The following is a 26,401-nucleotide window of genomic DNA, read 5'->3' as shown; positions in this document are numbered from 1 at the left end:
ACCAATTGTAATACTGAGCTTAAGCTGACAACGGTACCATCTTATTTCCAAACACAATAAACTGACTCGATTTTCTCCTAATTAAACAAGTGTAAACTTCAGTCTTAGAGTTGAGATGACAATAGTCATATTATTTTCTTTAGTGAAACTTTACCTTTATCCCACTTCTAAAATTAACATTATTCTTATGACAGAAATACAGATTGCACAAAGCGTTACCCCTAAACATATCAGAGAAATAGCAGCAAAAATGGATATTGCTGAAGAGAAATTGGAATACTACGGAAACGACAAAGCCAAAATTCCTTTGGATTTAATTGATGAAGACAAGGTGAAATCCAACCATCTTATTTTAGTAACTGCAATTACGCCTACACCTCCTGGTGAAGGTAAAACCACCACTTCCATAGGATTGGTTGATGCGCTCAATATTTTAAAAAAGAAAGCTGTTGCGGTGATTCGAGAGCCGAGTTTGGGTCCTGTATTTGGTATCAAAGGAGGTGCTGCTGGTGGGGGTTGGAGCCAGGTTATTCCTATGGTAGATATCAACCTGCATTTTACGGGAGATTTTCACGCTATTGAAAAGGCAAACAATCTTCTTTCTGCTCTAATAGAAAATAACATTCAAAGCAAATCGAGAAGCTTGGGAATTGATCATAGAACTGTAACCTGGAAGCGGTGTATGGATATGAATGACCGCGGGTTGAGAACTATTGTGGTGGCACTTGGCGGAAAAGCAGGCGGTGTTCCAAGAGAAACAGGCTTTAATATTACTGCAGCATCTGAGATTATGGCCATTCTCTGTTTAGCAACAGACTTGGAAGATCTTAAAGAAAGATGTGGAAATATTTATGTGGGAGACACTTGGGAGGGCAAGCCTGTTTTCGCTAAAGACTTGAATGCAGAAGGTGCTATGGCGGTGCTGTTAAAAGATGCCATAAAACCTAATTTGGTCCAAACATTAGAAGGGTCTCCGGCAATTATTCACGGCGGACCGTTTGCCAATATTGCTCAAGGCACCAATTCGATTGTCGCGACAAAGATGGGGATGTCCTTAAGTGATTATACCATCACCGAAGCGGGATTTGGATCTGATTTAGGCGCGGAAAAATTTATGAATATTAAGTGTCGCGCCGCTGGTATTTCTCCCAAAACCATTGTTTTGGTGGCTACCATTAGGGCCTTAAAATACCACGGTGGAAAGTCCTTAAAAGAAATTACACAAGAAGATGTAGAAGCGCTCGTGAAAGGGCTTCCCAATTTGGATGGGCATATCGCCAGTCTGAAAGGTTTTGGGATTCCTATCGTTGTTTCCATAAACGCTTTTAAATCGGATACAGAAGCGGAGATGCAAATAGTAAAGGAACATTGTGAAAAATTGGGAGTTCCGGTGGCCTTGAGTTATGGTTGGGAGAAAGGTGGTAAAGGATGTTTAGATTTGGCAGAAAAGGTAATTAAAGCCGCGAATTCTTGTACTGATCAATTTCAACCTACCTACAATCTTGATGACAGTATACACGCCAAAATGGAAAAGATTTGTCAAACTGTTTACGGTGGCAAGAAGGTTGTTTTAAGTGATATGGCAAAATCGCAATTACGTAGATTTGAGGCCATGGGATTTGGAAATTTACCTGTCTGTATGGCTAAAACGGAAAAAAGCTTTAGTGATGATCAGAAGCGATTAGGACGTCCTATGCACTTTGATATTCATGTAAGGGAGTTTGAAATTGCCACAGGAGCCGGATTTGTTATTCCAATTGCGGGAAATATGTTGCGTATGCCCGGATTACCAACAAGGCCTGCGGCTGAGAAGATTACCATTGATAAGAATGGAACTATTGAAGGTCTTTTCTAAACTTTGCAATTAGCTGATAGTGTGGATCTTGTTACAATTTCAATAATGGATTTGAAGCCTAGAATATAACTATTGATAGGTACTGACTTGGTACTACTGTCTCCATAAAAGAAGCTTTGGGAGATTCATTCTAATAGGCATTGTAAGATCAGGGCCTTTTACCTAATATAAGCCGAACCTGGCTTAAACATGGTTGTATCTAATGTTTTCTCTTTTCCGTTTTTCCCTTTCTACTGAGTGTTTTTTTGACATATTCATTTTCAAGTTGTAAAGGGAGCACCTGTTTGTGGATGATTCTATTCTTTTATTTTCGAAGGGAATTATTTTCAGAAATTCTCTAATAACTAAGATTACTTGCGCTTTTTGACCTATAGTTGGATATCCTGAAAAATAGGTTTCTTAATTACTAAAGTTTGTATTAGATTCGCGGTTTGTCAAATTTTTTTAACTTTAATTTTAAGAGATGCGTAAGAGTATTTTTAGTCTGTTTTTAGTTTTTTCTGTTTTCACTTCTTGTGTTAAGGATGATATTAAAAATCACGAAAAAGAGTTGTTGAGTTTCATTTTTGAGAGTGCGAACAATTCAGATTATTTACAAGAAGATATTGTGGGAGAGGTTGATGGATCTGTCATTCGTGTATTTCTTCCTCAAAATATAGATTTGACCAGACTTGTGGCAAGCTTTGATTTTCTGGGTGAGGGCGTTTATCTTAATGGAGTTGAACAATTATCAGGACTAACTGAAAATGATTTTAGCCAAGAGCACTATTATGAGATAGTAGCTGAAAATGGAAGCGTGGTAGCTTATCGACTTGTTATAGAATACCTGCAATTCACCTCCTTTTCTTTTAAAAAGGAAGAGAACGAAGGATTGTTTAAAGATTATGAGCTGTCGTTTTCAGAAGATACACTTCATATTAAAATGAAGGGGACCAATAAAAATCTTGTCGCTTCATTTAAGACCAACGCCACAGACGTTCAAGTCAATAACACAACACAAATAAGTTCGATTACTAAGAATGATTTTTCTCAGCCAGTAACTTACTCTTTGATTTATGAAAACGGCTTTACACAGGACTATGTAATTGTCGTGGAGTGGCAAAGGGATATTCCACAGTTTTATATTGATACGGAAGGAGGAAGGCCGATAATATCCAAAGACATTTATATACCGGCTAGGCTGACCATTGATGGTGTTGAGGTTTATGAAGATTTTGAGGCCACTACCGAAATTAGGGGAAGAGGGAATAGTACTTGGCATCGACCTAAAAAACCTTATCGTATAAAATTAAATAAAAAGGCTTCTATCCTTGGATTGAAGGAAGCTAAAAATTGGGTGCTTTTGGCTAATCATTACGATGAAACATTAATGCTTAATGCAGTGGCCATGAAAATTGGAAGACTACTTGAGGTCAAATATGCAAATCATATGATTCCTGTGGAATTAACGCTTAATGGCGAGTATCTGGGCAATTATATGCTTACTGAACAGATTGAAGTGGATGAAAATAGAGTAAATGTTAAAACGGATGGACAGTTATTGGAAATGGATACTTATTTCGATGAGGATTGGAAATTTAAGTCTGCTGCTTACAATTTACCCGTACAAATAAAATATCCAAAATTAAAAAAGTATGATACAGCAGATGCAGAGGAGGAGTTTAATCAAATTAAGTTTGAGTTTGAAGAATTCGAAAATAGAGTGTTTTCCGATAGTTTTCCCAACTCTGGCTATCTTGATCTATTTGATCAAGAGGCACTGGTTGATTACTTGATTGTTTATTTGCTTACTGCGAACATTGAAATTAATCATCCAAAAAGCACCTTTTTATTTAAAGAAAAAGGAGGTAAATATACCATGGGTCCGATTTGGGATTTTGATTGGGCTTTTTCTTTTGATGGCGATAGAAAACATTTTATTTCTCCAAATACCCCATTGTTCTGGAACAACAGTGATAGTATAGGAACCATCTTTTTCCTAAGATTATTAACCGACCCGTCTACAAAACAGTTGTTGATGGAAAAGTGGACTGACTTTAAATCAATGCATCTTAATGAACTCATAGTCTATATTGATGAGTATGCTGAACTAATAAAAAAATCGCAAGCCAGAGATCTCGAAAAGTGGAATGTTGGAAGTCTGGACTTCGGGAAAGATGTTGTGGAACTAAAAACTTGGGTTAGTAGTAGGGCTAACTTCTTGGATGGATATATCGCAGGACTTTAAAAAAAATGGATTGGAAGCCCAACTCAGCATAAAAAAAGGTTATTGCCACTCGTCTTATTTACTTTTCTTAAGTGTTTCTTGTAAATGAAGGGACTTTAGGATTCAAAAAGATGAAATTTGGAATAACCATTTGAACGTTTCTAAATATATAGCGTCAATATAACCCTAATAATTATCAATTTCTTGTTTATAATTTTCTACAACTCCAACAATTCAATATTTCTAAATTCGGTTGGATGACTTTCGCTTTGCAAAGAAATATAACCTCCCTTTATGGTTTCACCTATTTTGTCTTTGTACGCTGCACTGTATTCATCCATATCGGCACCGCCGTATTGTGGTTTCGAATATCTCAGCACTTCTTTGCCATTTACCTTATGGATGATTAAAGAATCGCTGTGAACTTCAACTTCTAAACTCACCCATGGGTCTCCATAATAAGTGTCAGAATTTGAATTGGTACAATGTTCGGTAATCAGCTCGCCATCCATGACCACATTGGTACCAGGGGTGCAAAGATTTCCTGTTGGTCGGCTTACACCTTCGGTAATACCACCTAACATCTGTACTTCCATGCTCAATGGGAAATTTTGGTCTTTGGCCATGTGTTTAGGATCTTCACAATGAATCATTACCCCACTGTTTCTGGTCGCCCAACCCGCGCCATCTTCAATTTGTTCTCCGGTAAATCGGTATTGCATTCTCAATATATAATTGGAAAATGGCGTTTTATAAAAAAGATGCCCAAAAGCATCATTGAACTTACCGTCATAACCATCATAGGACACTTTAATCACACCATCCTCTACACGAAAAGTGTTGTGTACATTGTCGCCAAAGTCGTAACCTTTGATTTTTGGAGACCATCCGTCTAAATCTTTTCCGTTAAATAAAGAGATCCAATTTTCAGTCATTTCTTCTTCAACCTCTACCTCCTTGCTTTCAGATTCTGGTTTTGATTTGCAGCCTACGATGAGTAAAGCAATTAGAGCTATTGACATTGGGTTGATTATTTTGTGCATCCTGATATGTTTAAAGTGTTTTTTATTGAATTTTATCTTTATGGAAGTTTTTTCGATAAAACAGGGTCAATATTTATAGTGACCAAGCTTTGCCTCCAGTTGCTTCTTCTACAGAAATACATCCTTTTTGCTCACCGGGTACGGGATCATAGGCCAATACATTCTTGCCAATCTCCTTACTTGTTTTATAGGCCCAAACCGTTTGATCGCGTATGGTCAAGAGAGTCATGAAAACTAAATGTTCTTCTGTGATATACGCTAATCTTTGCGCTTTTGAAATCCGTAAGTATTTTGAAAGGATGGCGTCAAGGTCTTCCGTTTTTAACTTGATAGGTTGTTCGGGGTCTGGTTCTACATTTGGTATGCCCAACTCGTCCATAACAGCCTCAAAACCCAACTTATAGGTTTCTTTGTCTTCGTCGGTTAATGCTTCAGCCACATAAAGATCAATAAATTTAGGAACATTGACATCCAATGCGCCAGGAGTGTCTTTTGTTTTTGGTAAAATCAAATCGACTAGCCCCTCTAAAACTAAAGCCTGTATATCGGAGTGGAATAGAGGTACCCACTTTTCCGCTTTCGTACTACAACTTTGAAGCATGCTCAGGATGGTAGGCGTTGCAATAATATAGCCCAATGACAAGCCCATTCCTTTAAGTGCGTCTCTTCTATTCATAATTACGCTTTATTTGATTTGAACTGTTCCACGGCATGATGTGCAGCTCTTGCCGTTAGTGCCATATAGGTCAAGGATGGATTTTGACATCCCGATGAGGTCATACAGGCCCCATCCGTAACATATACATTAGGAACGCCGTGTACTTGATTATTGGCATTAAGCACAGAAGTTTTTGGATCTCTTCCCATACGTGCAGTTCCCATTTCATGGATGCCAATGCCCGGTGCATGTCTCATATCAAAAGTCTTGACATCCTTAAAACCTGCTTTTTCCAACATTTCAGCAGCTTGTTGTTTAATATCCTCACGCATGGCCAATTCATTTTCTTTCCACTCGGCATCAAAGGTGACTGTTGGTAAGCCCCAATCGTCCAACTTGTCATAATCCAAAGTCATTTTATTGTCATGATACGGTAAACACTCACCAAAGCCCATAATGCCCATGGTCCACTCTCCAGGTTTTAAAATGGCTTCTTTGAATTTTTCACCATAGCCTATTTCCGCAACGTGCTCTGACATGCCGTTTCGTCCACCACCACCTTGATATCCATAACCTCTCAGAAAGTCTTTTCGTTCTGTGGCTTCATCACCTAAGTTTCTAAATCTCGGAATATAGACGCCGTTTGGTCGTCGTCCTTTAAAATATTGGTCTTCAAAGCCCTCTACTCTGGCGTTGGCACCAGCCCCTAAATGATGATCCATGATATTATGACCTAACTCTCCCGAATCGTTGCCCAATCCATTTGGAAACCGCTCTGATTTGGATTGCATCAATATGGACGCTGAAGCTATTGCCGACGCACAGCAGAAGATGATATCGGCGTTAAAGACATAAGTTTCTTTGGTTTCGGCATCGATAACCTTAACACCAGTTGCTTTCTTTAGTTGGTCGTCATAAATAATTTCATGGACAATGGAATTTGGTCTTAAAGTCATATTCCCGGTTTCTTCGGCAGCAGGCAATGTGGATGCGTTACTGCTGAAATAAGCACCATAAGGACAGCCTCTGATGCATCTATTTCTATATTGGCAATTGCTCCTGCCTTTATGATTGTGATTACCTGTGAGATGAGCAACTCTGCCGATCGTTAACAATCGGTCCTCGTAATTACTGGCAATTTTCGATTTAAATTCTTCTTCAACACAAGTTAATTCCATAGGTGGTGAAAAAATACTATCCGGCAAATGCGGCAATCCTAAAGCTTCACCACTAATGCCAACATGTCTTTCTACATAGTCATACCACGGTGCAATATCTTTATAGCGTATGGGCCAATCCACACCGTGACCATCTTTTATATTGGCCGTAAAGTCCAGATCGCTTAAACGGTAACTCTGACGTCCCCATGTCAGTGAACGACCGCCAACATGATAACCACGCATCCAATCAAAACGCTTGATTTCGTTATAAGGATGTTTGATATCATCAACAAACCAATGTTTACTTTCTGCAGCGGTAGTATAGCCGGTTCTGGCTTGTTTTTCCTGTCTTTTTTTCTCCTCAGCGGTGGTGGCTCCACGTAGTTCCAAATCCCAAGGATCATCATGCATGGTGGGATAATCGCCGTGTTTCACCATTCGCCCTCTCTCAAGGACTAAAGTTTTTAAGCCATTTTCACATAATTCCTTGGCTGCCCAACCACCGCTTATTCCTGTCCCAATGACAATAGCGTCATAATGATCTTTTATCATCTTCTATTTTTAATTTTCATAACTCTTAATAGCCTACTAAAATATGAAAAATAACCACAATTTATTCGGGGTTGAATATTAATAAAGGCTAAACTTGGTCAAATTAGTTAAATTCTAATGAAACTTTAGTAAATTCATCTTTCTTTATTTTTGAAAGAATTAATACTAAACGATCAAACCAATATTATTATGACCAAAAATACCATTATTCCTTTATTTCTACTTTTTACTTTAACGACTATGTTCTTAGGATGCAAAGAGAGTGCGTCAAAGTCTGAAAAAGAGCAGGTGTCAACTGAAGTCAAGGAGCCGTTTTTTAAATTGTCGTTAGCGCAGTGGTCCCTGCATAGAGCCATTGGAAGTGATCAATTGGATCCTGTGGACTTTGCTGAAAAGGCCAAAGAAATGGGATTTGAAGGAATAGAATATGTGTCAGGGCTTTATACTAAAAAGATAGAATCCATGGGGATGGAAGCGCTTCTTGATACTTTAAAAGCGAAAAGTGTAGAATATGATATTGAAAATGTTTTGATTATGATTGACGGTGAAGGTGATTTGGCTGCATCTGATGAACAAGAAAGAAATCAAGCGGTTGAAAATCATAAAAAATGGGTGGATGCTGCCGATTTCTTGGGCTGTCATTCTATTCGGGTCAATCTTTTCGGCTCTAAAAATGAGGACGACTGGATTTCAAATGCCACAATAGGTTTAAGACAATTGGCAGAGTATGGCCAATCTAAAGGAATCAATGTGATTGTCGAAAACCATGGCGGATTTTCTTCCAATGCCGAACTTTTAACGCGTGTCATAAAGAATATAGACATGGAAAATTGTGGGACCTTGCCTGACTTCGGCAATTTTTGCGTGAAACGTGATAGTGGTGAAAATTGGAGAGGAAAATGTATTGAAGAGTACGATAAATATAAAGGTACCGAAGAGATGATGCCTTATGCCAAAGGGGTTAGTGCCAAGTCTTATGATTTTGACAAGGAAGGGAATGAAACGACACTTGATTATCCTCGCTTTTTGAAGATTGTTAAGGACGCTGGGTATACCGGTTATGTGGGGGTAGAATTTGAAGGAAGCAATGTCAGTGAAGAAGAAGGAATCGAATTGACAAGAGACCTCTTGATAAAAATAGGAAAGGAACTCTCCGAATAAACATATTTTAACTTATCTAAATTCGTATAAATTATGAGCAAATCTAATAAAGACCATACAATTTCCAGACGAAAGTTTGTAGGCATGTCCATGGCAGCTACGGCGGCTTTTTCCATCATACCTTCTTATGCAGTAAGTGGTTTGGGCCATGTTGCACCGAGTGACAAATTGAATATTGCCGGAATTGGCGTTGGTGGGATGGGTCTTGCTAACCTAAAAAATCTATCGTCGCAGAATATCGTCGCACTTTGTGATGTGGATTGGAAATACGCTGCAGGTGCGGCGACCACATTCCCAAATGCAAAAAAATATTGGGATTGGCGTAAAATGTTTGACGAAATGGGCAAAGATATAGATGCAGTTGTTATTGCAACGGCTGATCATACCCATGCCATTATTGCTGCACATGCCATGACTATGGGCAAGCACGTCTTTCTTCAAAAACCTTTAACCCACTCAGTTTATGAGTCGCGGTTATTGACAAAACTGGCAGAAAAACATAAAGTGGCCACACAAATGGGGAACCAAGGTGCTTCTGGGGAAGGTGTTGCCAAAACTTGCGAAATTCTCTGGAGCGGTGCCATTGGCGATGTGAAAAGAGTGGAATCTTTTACGGATCGTCCAATCTGGCCACAGGGATTAAATACACCTGAAAGAGGCGATTGGGTTCCGGACACATTAGACTGGGATTTGTTTACGGGCCCGGCTAAGATGAGACCCTTCAGTGAAGTGTATCATCCATGGAATTGGCGTGGGTGGTGGGATTATGGAACTGGTGCCTTGGGCGATATGGCTTGCCATGTTTTGCATCCTGTATTTGAAGGTCTTCAATTAGGATATCCCAATAAAGTACAAGCAAGTTCGTCGTTATTATTAAACGACTCCGCTCCGGTTTCTCAGGCAGTAAAACTAAGCTTTCCTTCAAGAGGAAGAAAAGGTAAAATCAAATTAGACGAAGTAGATGTACATTGGTATGACGGTGGTATCCAACCGATGTTACCAGATAACTGGCCTGCAGGAAAAAATCCGAACAAATCGGGTGGCGGGACTTTCTTCTACGGTACTAAGGACATTCTTCATGTGGGGTGTTACGGTATTGAACCTGAATTGATGTCAGGCAAATCAATAGCTGCGCCTAAAACAGAGAGAAGGGTTGAAGAAGAACTCGGTTTATCGTGGAAAAGCGGTGCACATGAAATGGATTGGGTGCGTGCCTGTAAAGAAAATCCAGAAAGTAGAAAACCTACAATTTCTGATTTTGCGGTGGCAGGCCCTTTTAATGAAATGGTCGTTATGGGCGTCCTTGCCGTAAGACTTCAGGCCTTAAATAAGGTTTTGGAATGGGATGGTGCAAATATGAAGTTTACGAACATTGGCGCCAACGAAGAAATTAGAACCGTGATCAAGGACGGCTTTAAAATCCATGATGGTCATCCAACTTTTAACAAAGATTGGACAGAGCCTATGAATGCCATTGCATACTCTCAAGAGCTTATAAAACACACCTATAGGGAGGGTTGGACTTTACCGGACATGCCTTCGTAATATATAGAATTTTAATAAATAACATATAAATCTAAAATAGTAAACCAATGAAAAAATTAAGTGTGATTGTCATTTTTAGCTTAGTGCTCATGCCTTTCTTATCGAGTTGTAAAGAAAAAACCAAGGAAACTACCGAAACAGAAACAGAAACTATGGATGTAAATGAAGATAATGAAAATGATTGGATCGTTCTTTTTGATGGCACGTCTTCAGAAGGTTGGCGAGGTTATAAAAAGGATCACTTTCCTGAGGCTTGGAAAATTGTTGACGGAACCATTCATTGTATAGGATCAGGTCGAGGTGAAGCTGGGCATAAAGATGGTGGCGACATTATCTATGATAAAAAGTTTAAAAATTTCACTTTGAGTTTGGAATGGAAAATCTCTGAAGGCGGAAATTCCGGTATTTTTTATCTTGGCCAGGAAGACTTGGATTATATCTGGAAAACGGCACCTGAGATGCAAGTATTGGATAATGACAAGCACCCGGATGCTAAATTAGGTAAAGACGGCAACAGACAAGCAGGATCACTCTACGATTTGATTCCGGCAAAACCGCAAAATGCCAAACCTGTAGGCCAATGGAATCAAGTGGAGATTACCGTCTATAATGGAACTGTTGTCCATAAGCAAAATGGTGTCAATGTTGTGGAATACCATTTGTGGACGCCGGAATGGAACGAATTGGTTGCTGGAAGTAAATTCCCGAGCCTAAATGAAAATTGGGCAGATGTAGCCAACGAAGGCTATATCGGTTTACAAGATCATGGCGACGACGTTTGGTTTAGAAATATTAAGATTAAGGAATTATAAGCAGAGGTTTGTCGAAAACCTAAGCTCAACGTATTGAAATTCCTCGTGCCCCTGAATGATTTTGATAGGCAACACATGTTATTCCATCAGATTCATCATTCTAACGCACAAGGAATTTCTATTTAAATGATTTTAAATTCAAAGTAAAATATCAAAACAGATAATACAAACATGAGAAAATTAAGAATGGGAATGATCGGTGGAGGCATTGGCTCTTTTATTGGAGATGTACACAGAAAAGCATCAGGTCTTGATGGAATGATTGAATTGGTCTGTGGTGCTTTCAGCAGCACTGCGGAAAAGTCAAAAGCATCAGGTAAGGCATTGTTGCTTCCTGAAGATCGCTGTTATGGTAGTTTTGAAGAAATGATTCTTAAAGAAAAAGAATTGCCGGAAGATATTCGTATGGATTTTGTAAGCATTGTGACACCCAACCACATGCATTTTGGACCTGCAAGATTAGCCTTGGAAAATGGATTCCATGTCGTATGCGATAAACCGCTGACCTTAACTGTAGATGAAGCGAAAGTTTTAGAAAAGCTGGTAAAATCCACTGGATTACATTTTGCATTGACTCATAATTATCCTGGAAGTCCAATGGTGAAACAGGCAAAAGCCATGGTTAAAAATGGTGATCTTGGAAAAATCAGAAAAGTACAAGTCCATTATTTACAAGGATGGATGGCAACTGCCGTTGAAGATTCGGGCAATAAACAAGCCGTTTGGCGCGTGGATCCTTCAAAGTCTGGTGTCGGTGGTGCCTTGGGAGATATCGGAACCCATGCCCATAATATGTTAGAGTATGTCACTGGATTAAAAGTTAAGGAGCTTGCGGCAGATTTAGGAAAATTTGGTAAGGGTCGCCTTTTGGACGATGATGGCAATATTTTACTGCGCTTAGAAAATGGAGCAAAAGGGACGATGTCTTTTTCTCAAATTGCCGTGGGAGAAGAAAATAATTTCTCGATTAGAGTTTATGGTGAAAAGGGTAGTTTGGAATGGCATCAGGAAACTCCAAATGAATTAACAACGAGGTGGATAGATAAGCCAAAAGTGGTTTACACACCTAATGGCCATGAGCTTTATCCAAATGCTATAGCGGCATCTCGCATTCCGGCTGGTCATCCGGAAGGCTATTTGGAAGCTTTTGCCAATGTCTATAAGAACTTTGCCACACATGTAAATGCATCTCTAACGGATACGAAAATTGAAACACCCGATTATCCTACCGTGTACGACGGCATTAGAGGCGTACAGTTTATTCATGCCGCCATTGAAAGTGACAAACAGAATGCGGCTTGGGTAGGCTTGAGTAGCTTTACAAGAAGAGATTAGAAGTATGTAATTGAGATCATTCTTTTGCGACTAAAATATCATAATTTATATATGCGTTATATTTCAATCGATCAATAATTAATTATTTTTTTGTTATATAGGTTATTGACACTGGTTTTTAATAATTGCATATATTTGAATAAATAATAAAATAATCTTATGTCTAATTTACAGTTGACTGCTGATTTGGGGTTTGGAAATGGGAAGTATCATGTTGGTCTTTCGTTGGTAGAATTTGAGGAAGATAACGTTATCATTATTTATTCCCCTGCTTTGGATTTAAGCGGTTATGGATACACTCAGGCAGAAGCAAAGCAGTCTTTTTCTGAAGCACTCCATGAATTCTTTCGTTATACTAATAATAAAAAAACCTTAGAGAAGGTTTTAAAAGAATTAGGTTGGGCGATTAGAGGTTCAAAGAAAAAACCAAAATTCGATCCACCAAAGGATTCTGATTTGGTTTCTTTAAATCCATTATACAATGACATTGTTAATAACAAGAGTTATAAGGTTTCAAGAGAAGATGTTGAATTTGCCTATTAGCCTTTATGTCGACGAAGCATTTAAGAAATATTCCACTTAAATTATATCGAGATTTTCTGAAAGATCAAGGATGTTCATGCAATAGGACCACTGGTGGTCATGAACATTGGACAAGAAGTGATCTTTTAAGACCAATCACTGTTCAATCGCATGTTGATCCCGTTCCTGAATTTATTATAAAAAATGCCTTAAAACAATTAGGATTATCTAAAAAAGATTTTCTTGATTGGATTTGAACTGAATTGTCAATTTTTTATCTGTATTTAAAGACCATAAAGTTCATTGATATAAACCTCTGAAAATTTAAGAGCCGGCAGTTAAAAATTATCAAAAAAATTTGAATCTGACATAGGACACTTTTTAACAAGTTACCATAGCCAATGTAATAAATCATAACAATATAGCAGTACATTTTTACTGTTTGGTCAAAGTGTACTTATCACCAATCGGATTGGTCATTGTTAGTGAGTTTTCACCTAAACGAAACGTCCATTCACCGTTTAAAATCAACGACCAATCAAACTCGGCGGTCCAAGGGCACTCATTAAAAAAGCTTATTGTGTTTCCGGAAATTGAATAAGTTCCATTGCAAATTGCTGGGAATTTTTCGATTTCACTCTGTCCATTGAATGACCCATTATCAAAACGCAATTCAACCTTGGAAGAATTTTCATTACGCTCAAAAATTCCGATATAATCTCCATTTATTTCAGAATGGAAACTGTCATCATCATTTTTACAAGAAGAGATGATCATTAAAAGCCCGATTAGAATTAAGATTTTTGGTTTCATAATGGTGTTTTTCATAAGATGGGATTTGTGTTGAAAGGTTGCGTTATATAAACTACAACTTCAAAATAAAACGACTCTTATTTTCAAAAAGCCATGAAACCTTGTTAAATAATTTCTTATCCCAAAATCTTTCTCTTCACCGCTCTGCCAATAAATCGAACTTTATCGCTCAATGGAAAATTTCCTAAAACGGATTTCACAACACCTTGCGTAAATCGCGTGCGTTTTTTATAATCGATATGTACATCAACTAAGACCGTTTTATTTGACTGCGCCGCTTTGAGAGCCTTACTGATAACGTCGTCAATTTGATCGTCATTTTTTATAACCAAATAGTCGGCGCCAACCGCATGTGCAATGCCATCGATATTGAAATCGCCCAATACAGTAGCTGTTTTTCTATTGTAAGGGATTTCTTGACCTTGGGATATTTGGGAAAGTTCGCCATCGTGAAAAACGAAAATTGCAATTCCAAGTTCATTTCGTTTTGCGGTCAACAATTCGAGTCCGGTCATCAAAAATGCACCATCGCCAACAATGCCGACCACTTGTTTGTTGGGATTGGCAAATTTAGCACCAATGGCCGCCGGCACACAATAGCCCATACAATTGAAATCGGTGGGGCTAATTAAATGCTTGCTTTTTAGATTTTGAAATAACTCAACCGTCAAAAAAGTGTGGTTGCCATCATCTAAAACAGTAATGGCATCGTCGTCGAGATGAGCTCTTAAACTCGTGAAAAAGTGATAAGGATTGACCCGATCGAATTTAAAATCAGACCATTCCTTATAATAGGCCTGTCTGTCTTTTGCTATGGAACTAATTAAATTAGGATTGGATTTTTCGATATTCTTGTTGATGAGTTCTGCCAACAAACTGTCTAAAACCAGTTTCGCATCGCCTTGAATGGCCAATTTGCTCTTATAATTCTTATCGAATACATTTTCGTCAATATCGATATGGATCAAATTTTCAGGTACTCTGGCGCCGAAACTGCCCGTTGGAATTTCGGCAAATCGTGTGCCTACCGCAATTAAACAATCCACATCTTTAAACGCGTTTTCCGAAGCGGGAACAGATGCGGGGCCAAAGCCCATTCCCGTAAATAATTCATGATCACCAGGAAATACACTAAATCCTTGCAGTGTTGTGGATACCGGAGCATTTAGTCGCTCGGCAATCTGAATGCTCGTTGCTGTTGCCTCTTTAGCGCCCCATCCTAAAAACAGTCCTACTTTTTTAGATTCTGAAATGATCTTGATTGCTTCGTCCAATTGCGCGGCGGTAACTGTTGGTTTAATTTCTGGTTTTTTAAACGATAGAATCTCCGAAACTTCGCCTTTAAACATTTGAATATTCGTGGGTATTTCTATAAAAACAGGACCAGGATTTCCAGAAACTGCGATGGTATAAGCCTCAAAAACACTCGCCATAATCTCTTCATGCTTTTTTATATGATAGGTTTTTTTGGTGATGCCGCTCAATACTGAATGCATATCCCACTCGTGAAGCTGATAGCTTTTATTGACATCAGTCCGAATGCCACCCGAGATAATAAGCATAGGAATCCCGTCCAAAAAAGCTTCGCCTATTCCGCTTAAAGCATGCGTAATTCCAGCGGCTGGTACAATGACCATGGTGCCTATTGTCTCTGAGGTACGACTGACCGCATCGGCCATAAAGGCACCGCCACCTTCATGGGTGACCAATATAGGTTTGATTTTTGAAGACTTGTTCAGCTCATCATAAATTTCGGTATTGTGCACTCCTGGAATACCAAAGGTGTGCGATATCGGTAGTTGCTCTAATGCCTTGACCAGTAACCATGCGCCAGTTTTCTTCATAATATTCGATTTAAAGTTTTATTCCTGCTATATGTGCACCGGCAACTCTGCCTGTTAAGATACACGATCCTAAAAAAGTGCCTTCCAATGATCGTGATCCATGAATGCCTCCACCTCCAAATCCGGCAGATTCACCTACAGCGTATAATCCTGATACTGTATCACCATTCTTATCAATCACTTGCGAGTTGAGGTTGGTAGGAAGGCCTCCCAAGCTTTTTCTGCTTAATATATATTGTTTTACAGCAATCAATGGTCCAGCTTTTGGGTCTAAAATCTTTTGAAATTTTGAAGTTCTGATTTTATCCCCTTTGTACAATCTGAAGTTCACCAAACGCCGTAATTGTTCGTCATTAAAATACTTTTTACCTCTATCGATCTCGTCGTCATAAGCTTTCAAATCCTTTTCAAGAGTTTCTAAATCCACAACGTTATTTTCGTCTTGCTCATTCATCTTTTTCACCAAGTTGGGAAGCGTATCTGCCACAATAAAGTGGTCCGATTCTTCAATCAATCTATTGACCAAATCTTTATTTCCAAAGAGAACGTCTTTTATCAATCTCAATTTATCCCGATTTCTAAAAGCCGTCATATAATCAGAACCTGAAACAGCCAATTCCTTTATGGCAATTTTCCAATTCATAATACTCCATGAGTACTGATCCTTGGTTTTGAGGATATGTTCAACAAAATACGAAGTATCTGTATAAGCAACAAGCGGAGGCCTAAACCTTTTTCCTGTAGCATCCACCCAAATGGCCGATCGTGGCGGAACTAAACTTAAACCATCCCTGAATTTTCCTCTCTCTGGATTGGGTGTGGGAATTCCGGCAGCATAATGCCATTGTTTGTTTAGATGGGTTGAAGGGATTCCTTTTTTGTCTAAATCCAAATGTATGGTGCCATCAGCATATTTGTGAGAGCCATTTAATAAATTATCTGGTGGGGTCTGGAACCGCGTTGGCCAATGACTTTTGACCAGTTTTAAATCGCCGCCCATAATTCCACCGGATGCAATAATGATGTTTTCAGAAGTGATGTTGAATCTTTCTTTTGTCAATTCGTCGATGACCTCCACACCTACGGTCTTTTTATTATCGATGATTATTGATTCTACCTTGTGTTGAAACTTTATTTCAAGATGTTCTTTTTTTGGATGATTCAATAAATAGTTGGTCACTTTATTGGTTAAATCATAACCCGTTCCCCAGGTAATATGCCATCTCGGAACCGAATTCCCTTTGACATCCATGCCGCGTTCAGGCCAATTGACCACAGGAAGGAAGTCGACTTTTTTTGCAATAAGCCAATTGTAAATGACGGATATGGAATTGTCTGAGTAAAATTTGGCCCATTGTGCGCCTAAACTATCGGTTTCGGTGAAATCGCCATAACGCATCCAGTCCTCGTAAAGTAATTGCGGTGAATCTTTGATCCCAGATTTTTTTTGCTGAGGTGTTCCAGAAAACAAAATACCGCCAAAGGATTTTTTTGCCAATCCGCCAAAATGCTCCTCCACATCTCTTTCAATAATGAGCACTTTTTTATTATGGTCTAAGAGCTCAATGGCTGTTGATATTCCTGCCAAGCCTCCTCCAACAATGATATTTTCGTAGTTCAGGGCCTTCATGAATTATGGTGTAATAGCGTCTAAGGTTATGAAATTATTAGCTGCATGTTCCAAAGTATTACCGAAAGCGGGAACAATGGTCGGTTTTGGGAAGCGACAAACCTTTCTTTTGTTAAAGGAAATTGAGTGTGAGGTATTAGTGAAAATTTTCAATGGATAGCGGTGGTTGATAGAATGATAATTATTAAACACTAAACTAAGCATTTTTCAACTTAATTAGGTTATCATATTATATTAAAATCGCAGGAAATTTGGTTGGTTTCAGGTAATAAAATGGTCTCAAGAATGTCTTGTCAGAAAGGAGTGGTTTTTGACGTCTTCAGATTCGTGTGGAAATGTTTAGATTTGCCAGCGCAAGTTTCGCATGGGGTGTCATAATAGCTTCGAGGCATTAAACCCCACTATTGGGAATAAACCGTAAATCCATTAGTTTTTTTATTATGAATACTCAGTTAAAAAGTGTTTTATATGTTGCTATTGGCGCAACCAGTTACGGGGTTTTGGCAACCTTTGTCAAATATGCCAATAACCAGGGCATTGGTACGGCTGGTCTTGCTTTTTCACAATACTTATTTGGGGCTTTTATATTGAGTGCTTTGGTGTTTTTGTTTTCCAAAAAATCGGTAACACCTCAAGCTGAAAGCAAGTCACTGCATCCCAAAATTAAATTGATGCTGTTTGGAGGTTTCTCTGGGCTGACCAGTAGCTTTTATTACCTATCCATTCAATATGTGCCGGTATCTATCGGAATTATACTATTGATGCAGACGATTTGGATGGGCGTGGTTTTGGAGTTTTTTACGGCACGTGCCTTGGTCAATAGGGGAAAAGTACTTGGTGCGTTTGTGGCTATTGTTGGAACCATGTTGGCCGCGAAAATTTTTGAAACTGACATTGAACTTAATCTAAAAGGCATCGGCTTTGGTCTTTTGGCAGCCATGTCATTTACAGGAATGATGTACGGCACGAGTCGGGTCGGACTTAAATTGCCTAATCTTGTACGGAGCCAATATTTGGTGTATGGAGGGCTCATTGTCATTGTGCTATTTTGGAACGTTCAAATTCTGCAAGAATTTAATTGGACTATTTTTATAACCTGGGGCGTCTTTCTGGGCTGTTTTGGCACTATTCTTCCACCGGTTTTGTTCAATAAAGGTTTCCCAGTAATTGGCACGGGTTTGGGGAGTATTATTGCCGCTTTAGAAATCCCCATTTCGGTTCTCAGTGCGTATTGGGTTTTAAACGAGGAGATAAGCAACTTACAATGGTTGGGAATTGTCATTATTTTATTTGCAGTAGTAATGATCAATTTTCGAAAAAATGTGAGTCTATAGAGTTCTGATTTCCAGGTATTATACACGAAAAAACACGTCGTAAATACCTTTGTAAAATTGAACGCTTTATTTCTTGTTTGTAATAAGTCTAAATAAGATTACCTTTGCAAATCAAATCAAAACACTATACATATGAGTAATATCTTAAAACTCGGATTTATCATGTGCCTGATGAGTTTAATCGTGGCCTGTGGTGATTCTAAGACAACAAAACAAGAGGTCAATGTCTATACGCATAGACACTATAAGGCCGATGATGAGCTTTTCTCCAAATTTACTGAAGAAACCGGAATTAAGGTCAATATCGTTAATGCCAGTGCTGATGAACTGATCCAACGTCTGGAAACGGAAGGTCAAAATTCCAATGCAGATATCTTAATTACTGTGGATGCAGGACGACTTTATCGCGCACAATCCAAAGACTTATTACAACCTGTTAGTTCTGAAGTATTGGAAGCTAATATTGCACCTGAGTTTCGCGAGAAAGAAGGACACTGGTACGGATTGACTTACCGGGCACGGATTATCGCCTATGCTAAGGACAGAGTAAATCCGGAGGATATTAAGACCTATGAAGATTTGGCAGACCCGAAGTGGAAAGGTAAAATTGTGATCCGATCTTCGGAAAATGTCTATAACCAATCGTTGTTGGCTTCTATTATCTTGGCCGATGGCGAAGAAAAAGCCAAGGAGTGGGCAGAAGGCGTTGTTGCCAATATGGCCAGAAACCCGAAAGGTAGCGATCGTGACCAGGTCAAAGCAGTAGCTTCTGGTGAAGCGGATATCGCAGTAGTCAACACTTACTATATTGGACTGATGCTCAATGACGAAAATGTGGAAGAGCGAAAAGCAGGTGAGAGTGTGGGCATCATTTTCCCAAACCAAGATGGAAGAGGAACACATGTGAATGTCAGTGGCATAGGCGTAACCAAATATGCTCCAAATAAAGATAACGCCATTAAATTAATGGAGTTTCTTTCAGGGGAGGAGGCGCAGCAGGTCTTGGCTAACTTAAATTATGAATACCCTATCAATCCTAAAGCTACTAAGGCGTCGATTTTGAAGACTTGGGGAGATTTTAAGGCAGATCCAGTGGAGCTTTATAAGCTTGGGGAATATAATAGCAAGGCCGTTATGATTTTTGATGAGGCTGGTTGGAAATAAAGTTTAATGAATTAGGCCTTCATATGGGAGGCTAATTCAATGATTAACATAATTAAATGGCAAAAAAAACCACCTATTGGTGGAATAAGTGGACTGGCGGGGCGATTGTAATACTACTTTTGGTATTGACGCCGGTTTTCACTATCCTGGTCAAGCTCTTTGATAAGCCCGGCGAGCATTGGAGGCATATTGCCTCCAATTTGTTGCCGTCGTATTTTGCCAATTCTTTTCTTTTATTGTTAGGGGTTGGCTTCTTTACATTTCTTATCGGGGTGAGTATGGCGTGGTTGGTTTCGGTTTACGATTTTCCGGGGCGGAAGTATTTTGAGTGGCTTTTAATTCTGCCACTGGCGTTTCCATCCTATATGATGGCCTATAGTTATGTGGGAATTTTAGAATATACTGGACCCGTTCAAGCGTTCTTTCGAAATAATTTTGATATTCATTTCAAAGGTGCCATTGTCGATATTATGAATATGCCAGGCGCTATTTTTATACTTTCCATAAGTCTATTCCCTTATGTTTATGTCATCTGCAGGGCATCTTTTACACGACAATCGAGTGCCATGCAAGAAGCTGCTTTTCTCTTGGGAAGTAATCGGATGCGAATGTTCACCAAAATTGCACTGCCTATGGCAAGGCCTGCTGTAGCTGGAGGAATTGCCTTGGTAGGTATGGAGGTGTTGAATGATTATGGCACGGTAAAATACTTTGGGGTGGACACGTTTACTTCGGGGATTTTTAGAGCGTGGTTTTCTTTTGGTGATATCAATACGGCTATTTACCTCTCCGCAATTTTGACCGTGATCGTTTTGGCGCTGATCTGGTTGGAGAATTTTCAAAGAGGAAGTCGTAACTGGAATGCAGGCAGCGGCGGTTCCAGGCCTGCACTCCGAATTAGGCCCAAATACAAAAGTACGAGACGCTTATATACAGCTCTTTGTCTAACGGTTTTACTGATCAGCTTTATTTTCCCATTGATGCAACTTTTTTATTGGGTGTCGCTTACTTGGCAAAACGTCGTAGATTCTGAATTTGGAATCTTGATTTTCAGGAGTTTTTCCTTGGCGATCGGATCGGCGGTGGCCATTGCGGTAATCTCCATATTCTTACTGTATGCCATTCGCTTAAGCCCCTTAAAATGGACCAAACATATTGCCAGGACCGCTTCTTTAGGTTATGCTATACCTGGTGCGGTTATTGCAGTAGGAGTAATGATTCCGATGATGGGGCTTGACCGGACCATCAATTGGGCGGTTTCCGATAATATGGGAATGATATTGTCAGGAACATTGTTTATCTTAGTGGTGGCGTATATTGTTCGGTTTATGGCTGTAGGATATAATGCTATTGACGCAGGATTTCAAAAGACTGGAGCCACGGTGAATGAGGTGGCAAGATCATTGGGCGCTTCCCCTTTAAGAACCTTGTGGAAAATAGACTTACCTTTGATAAAGAACAGCATAGCGGGAGCCGTATTATTGGCCTTTGTAGACATCTTGAAGGAGCTTCCGCTCACCTTGATTTTGCGGCCTTTCAACTTCCATACCTTGGCAACGAAAGCCTTTGACATGGCAACCAATGAGATGATAGCGGAATCGGCGAACGCTTCCCTGGTAGTGGTTTTAACAGGGGTGATACCAATTATAGTATTGAATAATATGATCAGCAGAAAGAAATGAAGCAAGGAGTAAGACGATCAAAAGCTTTTTAAGTCGGAACAGAAAAAACAGATTTCTATCTTTTCGGAGCACAAAAGCAGAAAAAACAAATGACAATGGCGATTATTGAATTAAATAATATTAGTAAACAATATCGGAACGCCGATACCTATGCGGTAGACGGGGTGTCTTTTTCATTGGAAAAAGGTGAGATCTTGGCGCTTGTTGGCGAAAGCGGCTCGGGAAAAACAACCTTGTTGCGCTTGATCGCGGGATTGGAGCATCCCAATTCTGGAACTATTGAGTTGGATGGTGAAATTATTGTGAGTGGACGAAAATCATTACCTACCAACAAACGAAAAACTGGCATGGTTTTTCAAGATTATGCCTTGTTTCCACATTTGACCATTTTTGAGAACGTTGCCTTTGGACTAAAAGGACTTAATAAAAGGGAAACCGAGAAACGGGTTCACGAAACTATTAAACTGACCGGTTTAAAAGAAGATGTGAAGAAATATCCGCATCAACTTTCTGGCGGACAACAGCAGCGGGTTGCATTGGCTCGGGCATTAGCACCACGACCAGAATTGTTGTTGATGGACGAACCCTTCAGTAATTTAGATACCATTCTACGTGACCAGGTACGGGAGGAGGTGCGACAGATCATCAAAGCCATGGGGATCACTGCCATATTAGTAACCCATGATACCAAGGATGCCTTTTCTACGGCCGATAAGATTGCGGTTATGCTTAAAGGGAAGTTATTGCAGTTGGATACCCCTGATAATTTATACAATAATCCGAGCTCATCTTATGTTGCTGAGCTTTTCGGAAAATCAAATAATGTCGTGGCTACCGTAGCACCAGGTGGATTCAAAACACCTTTCGGATTTGTCTCTGGACGGAAGGATTGTCCGTTTTCTGCAAATCGAGGTAAGGTAAATTTATTTTTTAGGGCTGAAGAAACTGATTTTTGTAATGCAGAAGAGCCACATCTTTGTGGAATGGTAGAGCAGTGTATGTACCTCGGTGATCATATGCAATTAAAAGTATGCTGTAACCGATGTAATAAATGTGCCAACGACTGTAAAGGCGAACTTATGGAGGAAACACAGAGTATTTTACTGAAAACCTCAGTGCAAACGTGGAAGCCAGGAGACATTGTAAGGTTTAAACTCAAAAATTTTAAAGTTAAAGAAACGGATTCTGAATAGGAATACCGATTTCAGATGGTTGAGTAAACATGGCTACAAAGTGAACTTTTCCATGTGCTTGTTGCTATCCTTTAAATTACTGCCTTGGGACTAAAAAAATCGAAAAGTTTAAATCACCTCATTAGGCGATTTGGTTTGAACAAATTTCGTTTATACCTTCTTTATCTTGCAACATCTTGAAGTCGTCTTATAGAATCAATTTTGTGATATCAAGTGTCAGGAAAATTAAAAATCGAAGAGAATAAATATCCGTTTATTCCATGATTTTCAATTTCCTAAAATAATACCCGAACATTCAGAACTACAAACCACAAGAATTTCAACCTCTGTACAAAAACTGATGGAGCGGCGAGGTTCCTTTTATGTGTCAGTGCTTACCGTCTGTAACCCAATTACGGAAATGACCAAGGTGCTAATAAAGAACAGACGCCAAAACGTCACAGGTTCCTTGAAAAGCAAAATACCGGCAATGACCGTACCTACAGCTCCAATAGCGCCCCATACGGCATAGGCCGTGCCAACAGGGATGGGATTCTCACCGCCCATGGCCTTGAATAACAGATACATGCTTATGCCTACGCACACGATAAAAGAAAGCAACCACAGCCACATCTCCTTACCAGAAGTGTGTTGTGCCTTTCCTAAGCTTACGGCAAATCCGGTCTCGAATATGCCGCCAATGATCAATATGATCCAGTTGATGTTCATGTTGGTTTTAATTTATTCCCACCAGTGGGTTTTAATACCCCGAGGCTTGCCTCGATCGAAAAGACAATACCTTATTCATACCTCGTGGGCTTGCCCGCTCGTAACGGTCGGACGGCCCCGAGGTTCTTGATTACAGAGAATTTGGTGAATGTCATTTCTAAAAATACAATTGTTTCAATTAACCCACCAATAAAAGTTACAATTTTATTTAGTTAGAGGTTAAAACCCTGTTCCCGATGACTATTGGGATTCAGTGTTGCAACTTTAGTTTCTATAAATGTTTTAGACATGAACTTGCCCAGCCAACCAGGGGGCTGATACACGAATACTTATGTGTTTTCTCATATTCTTTTCCAGCTAGGTCAATAAGCACACTTTCAGTCGGTCCATATATAATTATGGATTTCCAATCGGTAGTGGTGTATTTATAAAACAACAGCCGATTAGGGATTGTGGTTTATGGATAAGCTTATTCATCTTTAACATGACATTAAAAGAAAGCAGCTTTGATTTTCTTAACTTAGCCATAAAAACAAATGAAAAATATTCTAGTCGTTTTTACTCTTTTATTCTCAATTAATTTAATTTCTCAAACTCCTGTGGCCATGCAAAACAATTCTATTCATCAATTTAAGGTCGAAGCGCTTTCTGGTGGTGAGATCGATTTTTCCGATTTTAAAGGGAAGAAAATCCTGATTGTCAATACCGCTTCAAAATGTGGATATACCCCACAATACGAAGGTCTGGAAGCTTTGTACAATGAACACAAGGATAACTTGGTCGTTGTCGGATTTCCTGCCAATAATTTTGGAGCTCAGGAACCGGGGAGCAATGACGAGATTTCGGCTTTTTGTGAGCAGAATTATGGCGTAAGTTTTCCGATGGCGGCCAAAGTCTCAGTAAAAGGACAGGATATCGCTCCGATATTTGATTGGTTGACTTCGAAAACTGAAAACGGATCTATGGATGTGACTATTAAATGGAACTTTACAAAATTCCTATTGGATGAGAACGGTCAACTTACGGCCTCTTTTGAGAGCAAAGTTAAACCTGAAAGCGAAGAGATTTTGGCATTCCTAAATCCATAATCTTTAAGACCATTTATACTTAAAAATAAGTTAATAAACCAATTTTTGTATCTAAAGTTTAAACACATACGGTAATTTATTTTATATTTGCTGAACTATGAAATTATTTTTCCATAAGATGCTATCTGCTACCTTAGCGACATTAGTGTTGTTTACAACTATGTCGTTTACGATAGATATGCATTATTGTGGAGATCATTTGGTTGATTTCTCTTTATTCGACAAGGTTAAGACGTGCGGGATGGAGAAACAAATACCTACTAAAGATTGCGGTAATGAACTAACAGAGAAATCATGTTGTTCAGAATTGCAGATCGTTATGGAAGGACAAGATGATCTTAAGTTTTCATATGACACACTAAACTTAGAGCAACAAGTTTTTGTTGCCGCCTTTTTCTATTCGTATATCAATCTTTTTGAAGGACTCGACGAAAACATCATTCCTTTTAAACACTATAATCCTCCCTTTCTCATACGGGATATACAAAAGCTACACGAGACTTATTTAATTTGATTTTAAACAGTTCCGATCCGATAATTATCGGAACGGAAAATTAGCCCTTTGGTTCTTACCATTTTGGGCTCATTTTGTTGATTTTAATTTTCTGATGTAATCAGGTTTTTATTCAATGTTTAACTGTTTAACAATCAATACAAATGCTAAATAAAAGCATAAAATTCCTCATTGATAATAAGTTAGTGGCGGTCTTAATGCTCGCACTCTTCATAGGTATGGGGGTGGTGAACGCACCTTTTAACTGGGATACCGGTTTTTTGCCTACCAATCCTGTCGCCGTTGATGCCATTCCTGATATTGGCGAAAACCAACAAATTGTCTATACCCAATGGGAAGGACGTTCCCCACAGGATATTGAGGATCAAATTAGCTATCCGCTTACCACTACGTTGCTTGGGATTCCTGGAGTGAAGACCATCCGTAGTTCTTCCATGTTCGGCTTCTCGAGCATCTATATCATTTTTGAAGAAGAAGTTGAGTTCTATTGGAGCCGTAGCCGGATATTGGAAAAGCTTAATTCCTTGCCTGCCGGTTTGCTTCCGGATGGTGTCAACCCATCATTGGGTCCGGATGCCACCGGATTAGGACAGGTGTACTGGTACACTTTGGAAGGTCGCGATAAAGATGGCAACGTCACGGGAGGTTGGGATCTGCACGAATTGCGAAGCATTCAGGACTACTATGTAAAATATGCGCTATCATCAGCAAGTGGTGTTTCTGAAGTAGCGTCCATTGGAGGCTATGTACAGGAATATCAAATTGATGTGAAACCAGAGTTGATGCGCCAATACAATATCGGTCTGTCTGAAATTGTTAAAGCAGTCAAAGAAAGCAATAAGGATATCGGTGCCCAGACCATGGAAATCAATCAAGTAGAATACCTGGTGCGAGGTCTCGGATATGTCAAGTCTGTTGCAGATATTGAAGATGCCGTGGTGACCTCCGAAAATTATACGTCCATACGGATTAAGGATATTGCCAACGTCAGTTTGGGTCCGGCTCCTCGAAGAGGGATTCTGGACAAGGAAGGTGCTGAGGTTGTGGGCGGCGTTGTTACGGCACGCTATGGTGCCAACCCAATGGAGGTAATCAATAATGTCAAAGAAAAGTTGGAAGAACTTAAAGCTGGTCTGCCTTCCAAGGAACTCTCAGATGGCACCATATCGCAACTTACTGTAGTTCCTTTTTACGACCGTTCGATACTTATTCAGGAAACTTTAGATACACTTGACGAAGCTTTAAGCCTTGAAATCCTCATTACCATCTTTGTGATTATCGTGATGGTTTTCAATCTAAGAGCTTCCGTACTTATTTCTGGACTCTTGCCCGTTGCGGTTTTGATGGTCTTTATCACGATGAAGTTCTTTAATGTGGATGCCAATATTGTGGCCCTATCCGGGATTGCCATTGCCATTGGGACCATGGTGGATATTGGGATCATCCTTACCGAAAATATCATCCGACATCTCGATGAAGAAAAAGAACGCTATAGCCTGACGGGGATTAAAAAATCGATTAACACAGTGGTCTACGAGGGAAGTGCCGAAGTTTCAAGTGCTATTCTTACTGCAGTATTAAC

General features: G+C 39.4%; 21 protein-coding genes. 14 read left to right on the top strand and 7 right to left on the bottom strand.

All coding sequences use genetic code 11. The features are described 5' to 3' along the window. Positions 1 to 187: 187 nt before the first annotated feature. Together G6N06_RS16915 and G6N06_RS16910 are read left to right on the top strand one after the other, a co-directional pair. On the top strand, positions 188 to 1,855 hold the full coding sequence (locus tag G6N06_RS16915) for a formate--tetrahydrofolate ligase (RefSeq protein WP_163517845.1): 1,668 nt from the start codon (positions 188 to 190) through the stop codon (positions 1,853 to 1,855). A gap of 463 nt (positions 1,856 to 2,318) precedes the next feature. Next, positions 2,319 to 4,082: a CotH kinase family protein gene (locus tag G6N06_RS16910; RefSeq protein ID WP_163517846.1), complete on the top strand. Its 1,764-nt coding sequence runs from the start codon at positions 2,319 to 2,321 to the stop codon at positions 4,080 to 4,082. 197 nt (positions 4,083 to 4,279) lie between these two features. On the opposite strand, the gene G6N06_RS16905 is transcribed toward G6N06_RS16910, so the two are convergent. The 3 genes from G6N06_RS16905 to G6N06_RS16895 form a co-directional block, all read right to left on the bottom strand. Next, complete coding sequence (locus G6N06_RS16905) at positions 4,280 to 5,104, bottom strand: 3-keto-disaccharide hydrolase (RefSeq protein ID WP_205334786.1); 825 nt, start codon at positions 5,102 to 5,104, stop codon at positions 4,280 to 4,282. A 73-nt stretch (positions 5,105 to 5,177) separates the two neighbouring features. Continuing rightward, positions 5,178 to 5,780: a gluconate 2-dehydrogenase subunit 3 family protein gene (locus tag G6N06_RS16900; protein ID WP_163517847.1), complete on the bottom strand. Its 603-nt coding sequence runs from the start codon at positions 5,778 to 5,780 to the stop codon at positions 5,178 to 5,180. Between the two features lie 2 nt (positions 5,781 to 5,782). Then, positions 5,783 to 7,474, bottom strand: coding sequence for a GMC oxidoreductase (locus G6N06_RS16895; RefSeq protein WP_163517848.1), 1,692 nt, complete (start codon positions 7,472 to 7,474; stop codon positions 5,783 to 5,785). Positions 7,475 to 7,663: 189 nt separating this feature from the next. Between G6N06_RS16895 and G6N06_RS16890 the strand changes: the two genes are divergently transcribed. From G6N06_RS16890 to G6N06_RS16870, 5 genes are all read left to right on the top strand, one after another. Beyond that, positions 7,664 to 8,635 carry a sugar phosphate isomerase/epimerase family protein gene (locus tag G6N06_RS16890; RefSeq protein WP_163517849.1) on the top strand — a complete coding sequence of 324 codons (972 nt, stop codon included), beginning with the start codon at positions 7,664 to 7,666 and terminating at the stop codon, positions 8,633 to 8,635. Between the two features lie 33 nt (positions 8,636 to 8,668). Next, the gene (locus G6N06_RS16885) at positions 8,669 to 10,180 is read left to right on the top strand and encodes a glycoside 3-dehydrogenase (protein ID WP_163517850.1); all 1,512 of its coding nucleotides are present in this window, start codon (positions 8,669 to 8,671) and stop codon (positions 10,178 to 10,180) included. 47 nt (positions 10,181 to 10,227) lie between these two features. Further along, a complete protein-coding gene (locus G6N06_RS16880; RefSeq protein WP_163517851.1) occupies positions 10,228 to 10,992 on the top strand; it encodes a 3-keto-disaccharide hydrolase in 765 nt (254 codons plus the stop codon). A 171-nt stretch (positions 10,993 to 11,163) separates the two neighbouring features. Then, the gene (locus G6N06_RS16875; protein ID WP_163517852.1) at positions 11,164 to 12,327 is read left to right on the top strand and encodes a Gfo/Idh/MocA family protein; all 1,164 of its coding nucleotides are present in this window, start codon (positions 11,164 to 11,166) and stop codon (positions 12,325 to 12,327) included. 159 nt (positions 12,328 to 12,486) lie between these two features. Beyond that, a complete protein-coding gene (locus G6N06_RS16870; RefSeq protein ID WP_163517853.1) occupies positions 12,487 to 12,870 on the top strand; it encodes a hypothetical protein in 384 nt (127 codons plus the stop codon). 414 nt (positions 12,871 to 13,284) lie between these two features. Here G6N06_RS16870 and G6N06_RS16865 read toward each other — a convergent pair whose 3' ends face one another. The 3 genes from G6N06_RS16865 to G6N06_RS16855 all read right to left on the bottom strand — a co-directional run bounded on the left by G6N06_RS16865 (position 13,285) and on the right by G6N06_RS16855 (position 17,136). Next, positions 13,285 to 13,677 (bottom strand): hypothetical protein, encoded by a 393-nt coding sequence (locus G6N06_RS16865; protein WP_240338092.1) that lies wholly within the window; start codon positions 13,675 to 13,677, stop codon positions 13,285 to 13,287. 101 nt (positions 13,678 to 13,778) lie between these two features. Then, positions 13,779 to 15,506 carry a thiamine pyrophosphate-binding protein gene (locus tag G6N06_RS16860; RefSeq protein ID WP_163517854.1) on the bottom strand — a complete coding sequence of 576 codons (1,728 nt, stop codon included), beginning with the start codon at positions 15,504 to 15,506 and terminating at the stop codon, positions 13,779 to 13,781. A gap of 10 nt (positions 15,507 to 15,516) precedes the next feature. Continuing rightward, positions 15,517 to 17,136: an FAD-binding protein gene (locus G6N06_RS16855; protein WP_163517855.1), complete on the bottom strand. Its 1,620-nt coding sequence runs from the start codon at positions 17,134 to 17,136 to the stop codon at positions 15,517 to 15,519. A gap of 440 nt (positions 17,137 to 17,576) precedes the next feature. Between G6N06_RS16855 and G6N06_RS16850 the strand changes: the two genes are divergently transcribed. From G6N06_RS16850 to G6N06_RS16835, 4 genes are all read left to right on the top strand, one after another. After that, positions 17,577 to 18,470 (top strand): EamA family transporter, encoded by an 894-nt coding sequence (locus tag G6N06_RS16850; protein ID WP_163517856.1) that lies wholly within the window; start codon positions 17,577 to 17,579, stop codon positions 18,468 to 18,470. Positions 18,471 to 18,602: 132 nt separating this feature from the next. Continuing rightward, positions 18,603 to 19,634 carry a Fe(3+) ABC transporter substrate-binding protein gene (locus G6N06_RS16845; RefSeq protein ID WP_163517857.1) on the top strand — a complete coding sequence of 344 codons (1,032 nt, stop codon included), beginning with the start codon at positions 18,603 to 18,605 and terminating at the stop codon, positions 19,632 to 19,634. A 56-nt stretch (positions 19,635 to 19,690) separates the two neighbouring features. Beyond that, positions 19,691 to 21,316 carry an ABC transporter permease gene (locus tag G6N06_RS16840; RefSeq protein WP_163517858.1) on the top strand — a complete coding sequence of 542 codons (1,626 nt, stop codon included), beginning with the start codon at positions 19,691 to 19,693 and terminating at the stop codon, positions 21,314 to 21,316. 95 nt (positions 21,317 to 21,411) lie between these two features. Beyond that, a complete protein-coding gene (locus tag G6N06_RS16835) occupies positions 21,412 to 22,509 on the top strand; it encodes an ABC transporter ATP-binding protein (protein ID WP_163517859.1) in 1,098 nt (365 codons plus the stop codon). A 360-nt stretch (positions 22,510 to 22,869) separates the two neighbouring features. On the opposite strand, the gene G6N06_RS16830 is transcribed toward G6N06_RS16835, so the two are convergent. Next, complete coding sequence (locus tag G6N06_RS16830; protein ID WP_284046851.1) at positions 22,870 to 23,217, bottom strand: DMT family transporter; 348 nt, start codon at positions 23,215 to 23,217, stop codon at positions 22,870 to 22,872. 605 nt (positions 23,218 to 23,822) lie between these two features. Here G6N06_RS16830 and G6N06_RS16825 point away from each other — a divergent pair. The 3 genes from G6N06_RS16825 to G6N06_RS16815 all read left to right on the top strand — a co-directional run. After that, a complete protein-coding gene (locus G6N06_RS16825) occupies positions 23,823 to 24,305 on the top strand; it encodes a glutathione peroxidase (RefSeq protein ID WP_371865866.1) in 483 nt (160 codons plus the stop codon). A gap of 97 nt (positions 24,306 to 24,402) precedes the next feature. Further along, positions 24,403 to 24,819 (top strand): HYC_CC_PP family protein, encoded by a 417-nt coding sequence (locus G6N06_RS16820; protein WP_163517861.1) that lies wholly within the window; start codon positions 24,403 to 24,405, stop codon positions 24,817 to 24,819. A gap of 143 nt (positions 24,820 to 24,962) precedes the next feature. Next, positions 24,963 to 26,401 (top strand): efflux RND transporter permease subunit (locus G6N06_RS16815; RefSeq protein ID WP_163517943.1); only part of this gene is annotated, 1,439 nt, incomplete at its 3' end.

This window comes from Gelidibacter japonicus, assembly GCF_010725055.1.
In the GTDB taxonomy this organism is placed as follows: Bacteria; Bacteroidota; Bacteroidia; order Flavobacteriales; family Flavobacteriaceae; genus Gelidibacter; species Gelidibacter japonicus.
This window is presented reverse-complemented; position numbering and strand designations above follow the sequence as displayed.

What these genes read in the sequence shown, in the direction of transcription:
- G6N06_RS16915 (WP_163517845.1), top strand. Translation starts at nt 188, where the DNA reads ATGACAGAAATACAGATTGCACAAAGCGTTACCCCTAAACATATCAGA.
- G6N06_RS16910 (WP_163517846.1), top strand. Translation starts at nt 2,319, where the DNA reads ATGCGTAAGAGTATTTTTAGTCTGTTTTTAGTTTTTTCTGTTTTCACT.
- G6N06_RS16905 (WP_205334786.1), bottom strand. Translation starts at nt 5,104, where the DNA reads ATGCACAAAATAATCAACCCAATGTCAATAGCTCTAATTGCTTTACTC.
- G6N06_RS16900 (WP_163517847.1), bottom strand. Translation starts at nt 5,780, where the DNA reads ATGAATAGAAGAGACGCACTTAAAGGAATGGGCTTGTCATTGGGCTAT.
- G6N06_RS16895 (WP_163517848.1), bottom strand. Translation starts at nt 7,474, where the DNA reads ATGATAAAAGATCATTATGACGCTATTGTCATTGGGACAGGAATAAGC.
- G6N06_RS16890 (WP_163517849.1), top strand. Translation starts at nt 7,664, where the DNA reads ATGACCAAAAATACCATTATTCCTTTATTTCTACTTTTTACTTTAACG.
- G6N06_RS16885 (WP_163517850.1), top strand. Translation starts at nt 8,669, where the DNA reads ATGAGCAAATCTAATAAAGACCATACAATTTCCAGACGAAAGTTTGTA.
- G6N06_RS16880 (WP_163517851.1), top strand. Translation starts at nt 10,228, where the DNA reads ATGAAAAAATTAAGTGTGATTGTCATTTTTAGCTTAGTGCTCATGCCT.
- G6N06_RS16875 (WP_163517852.1), top strand. Translation starts at nt 11,164, where the DNA reads ATGAGAAAATTAAGAATGGGAATGATCGGTGGAGGCATTGGCTCTTTT.
- G6N06_RS16870 (WP_163517853.1), top strand. Translation starts at nt 12,487, where the DNA reads ATGTCTAATTTACAGTTGACTGCTGATTTGGGGTTTGGAAATGGGAAG.
- G6N06_RS16865 (WP_240338092.1), bottom strand. Translation starts at nt 13,677, where the DNA reads ATGAAAAACACCATTATGAAACCAAAAATCTTAATTCTAATCGGGCTT.
- G6N06_RS16860 (WP_163517854.1), bottom strand. Translation starts at nt 15,506, where the DNA reads ATGAAGAAAACTGGCGCATGGTTACTGGTCAAGGCATTAGAGCAACTA.
- G6N06_RS16855 (WP_163517855.1), bottom strand. Translation starts at nt 17,136, where the DNA reads ATGAAGGCCCTGAACTACGAAAATATCATTGTTGGAGGAGGCTTGGCA.
- G6N06_RS16850 (WP_163517856.1), top strand. Translation starts at nt 17,577, where the DNA reads ATGAATACTCAGTTAAAAAGTGTTTTATATGTTGCTATTGGCGCAACC.
- G6N06_RS16845 (WP_163517857.1), top strand. Translation starts at nt 18,603, where the DNA reads ATGAGTAATATCTTAAAACTCGGATTTATCATGTGCCTGATGAGTTTA.
- G6N06_RS16840 (WP_163517858.1), top strand. Translation starts at nt 19,691, where the DNA reads ATGGCAAAAAAAACCACCTATTGGTGGAATAAGTGGACTGGCGGGGCG.
- G6N06_RS16835 (WP_163517859.1), top strand. Translation starts at nt 21,412, where the DNA reads ATGGCGATTATTGAATTAAATAATATTAGTAAACAATATCGGAACGCC.
- G6N06_RS16830 (WP_284046851.1), bottom strand. Translation starts at nt 23,217, where the DNA reads ATGAACATCAACTGGATCATATTGATCATTGGCGGCATATTCGAGACC.
- G6N06_RS16825 (WP_371865866.1), top strand. Translation starts at nt 23,823, where the DNA reads ATGCAAAACAATTCTATTCATCAATTTAAGGTCGAAGCGCTTTCTGGT.
- G6N06_RS16820 (WP_163517861.1), top strand. Translation starts at nt 24,403, where the DNA reads ATGAAATTATTTTTCCATAAGATGCTATCTGCTACCTTAGCGACATTA.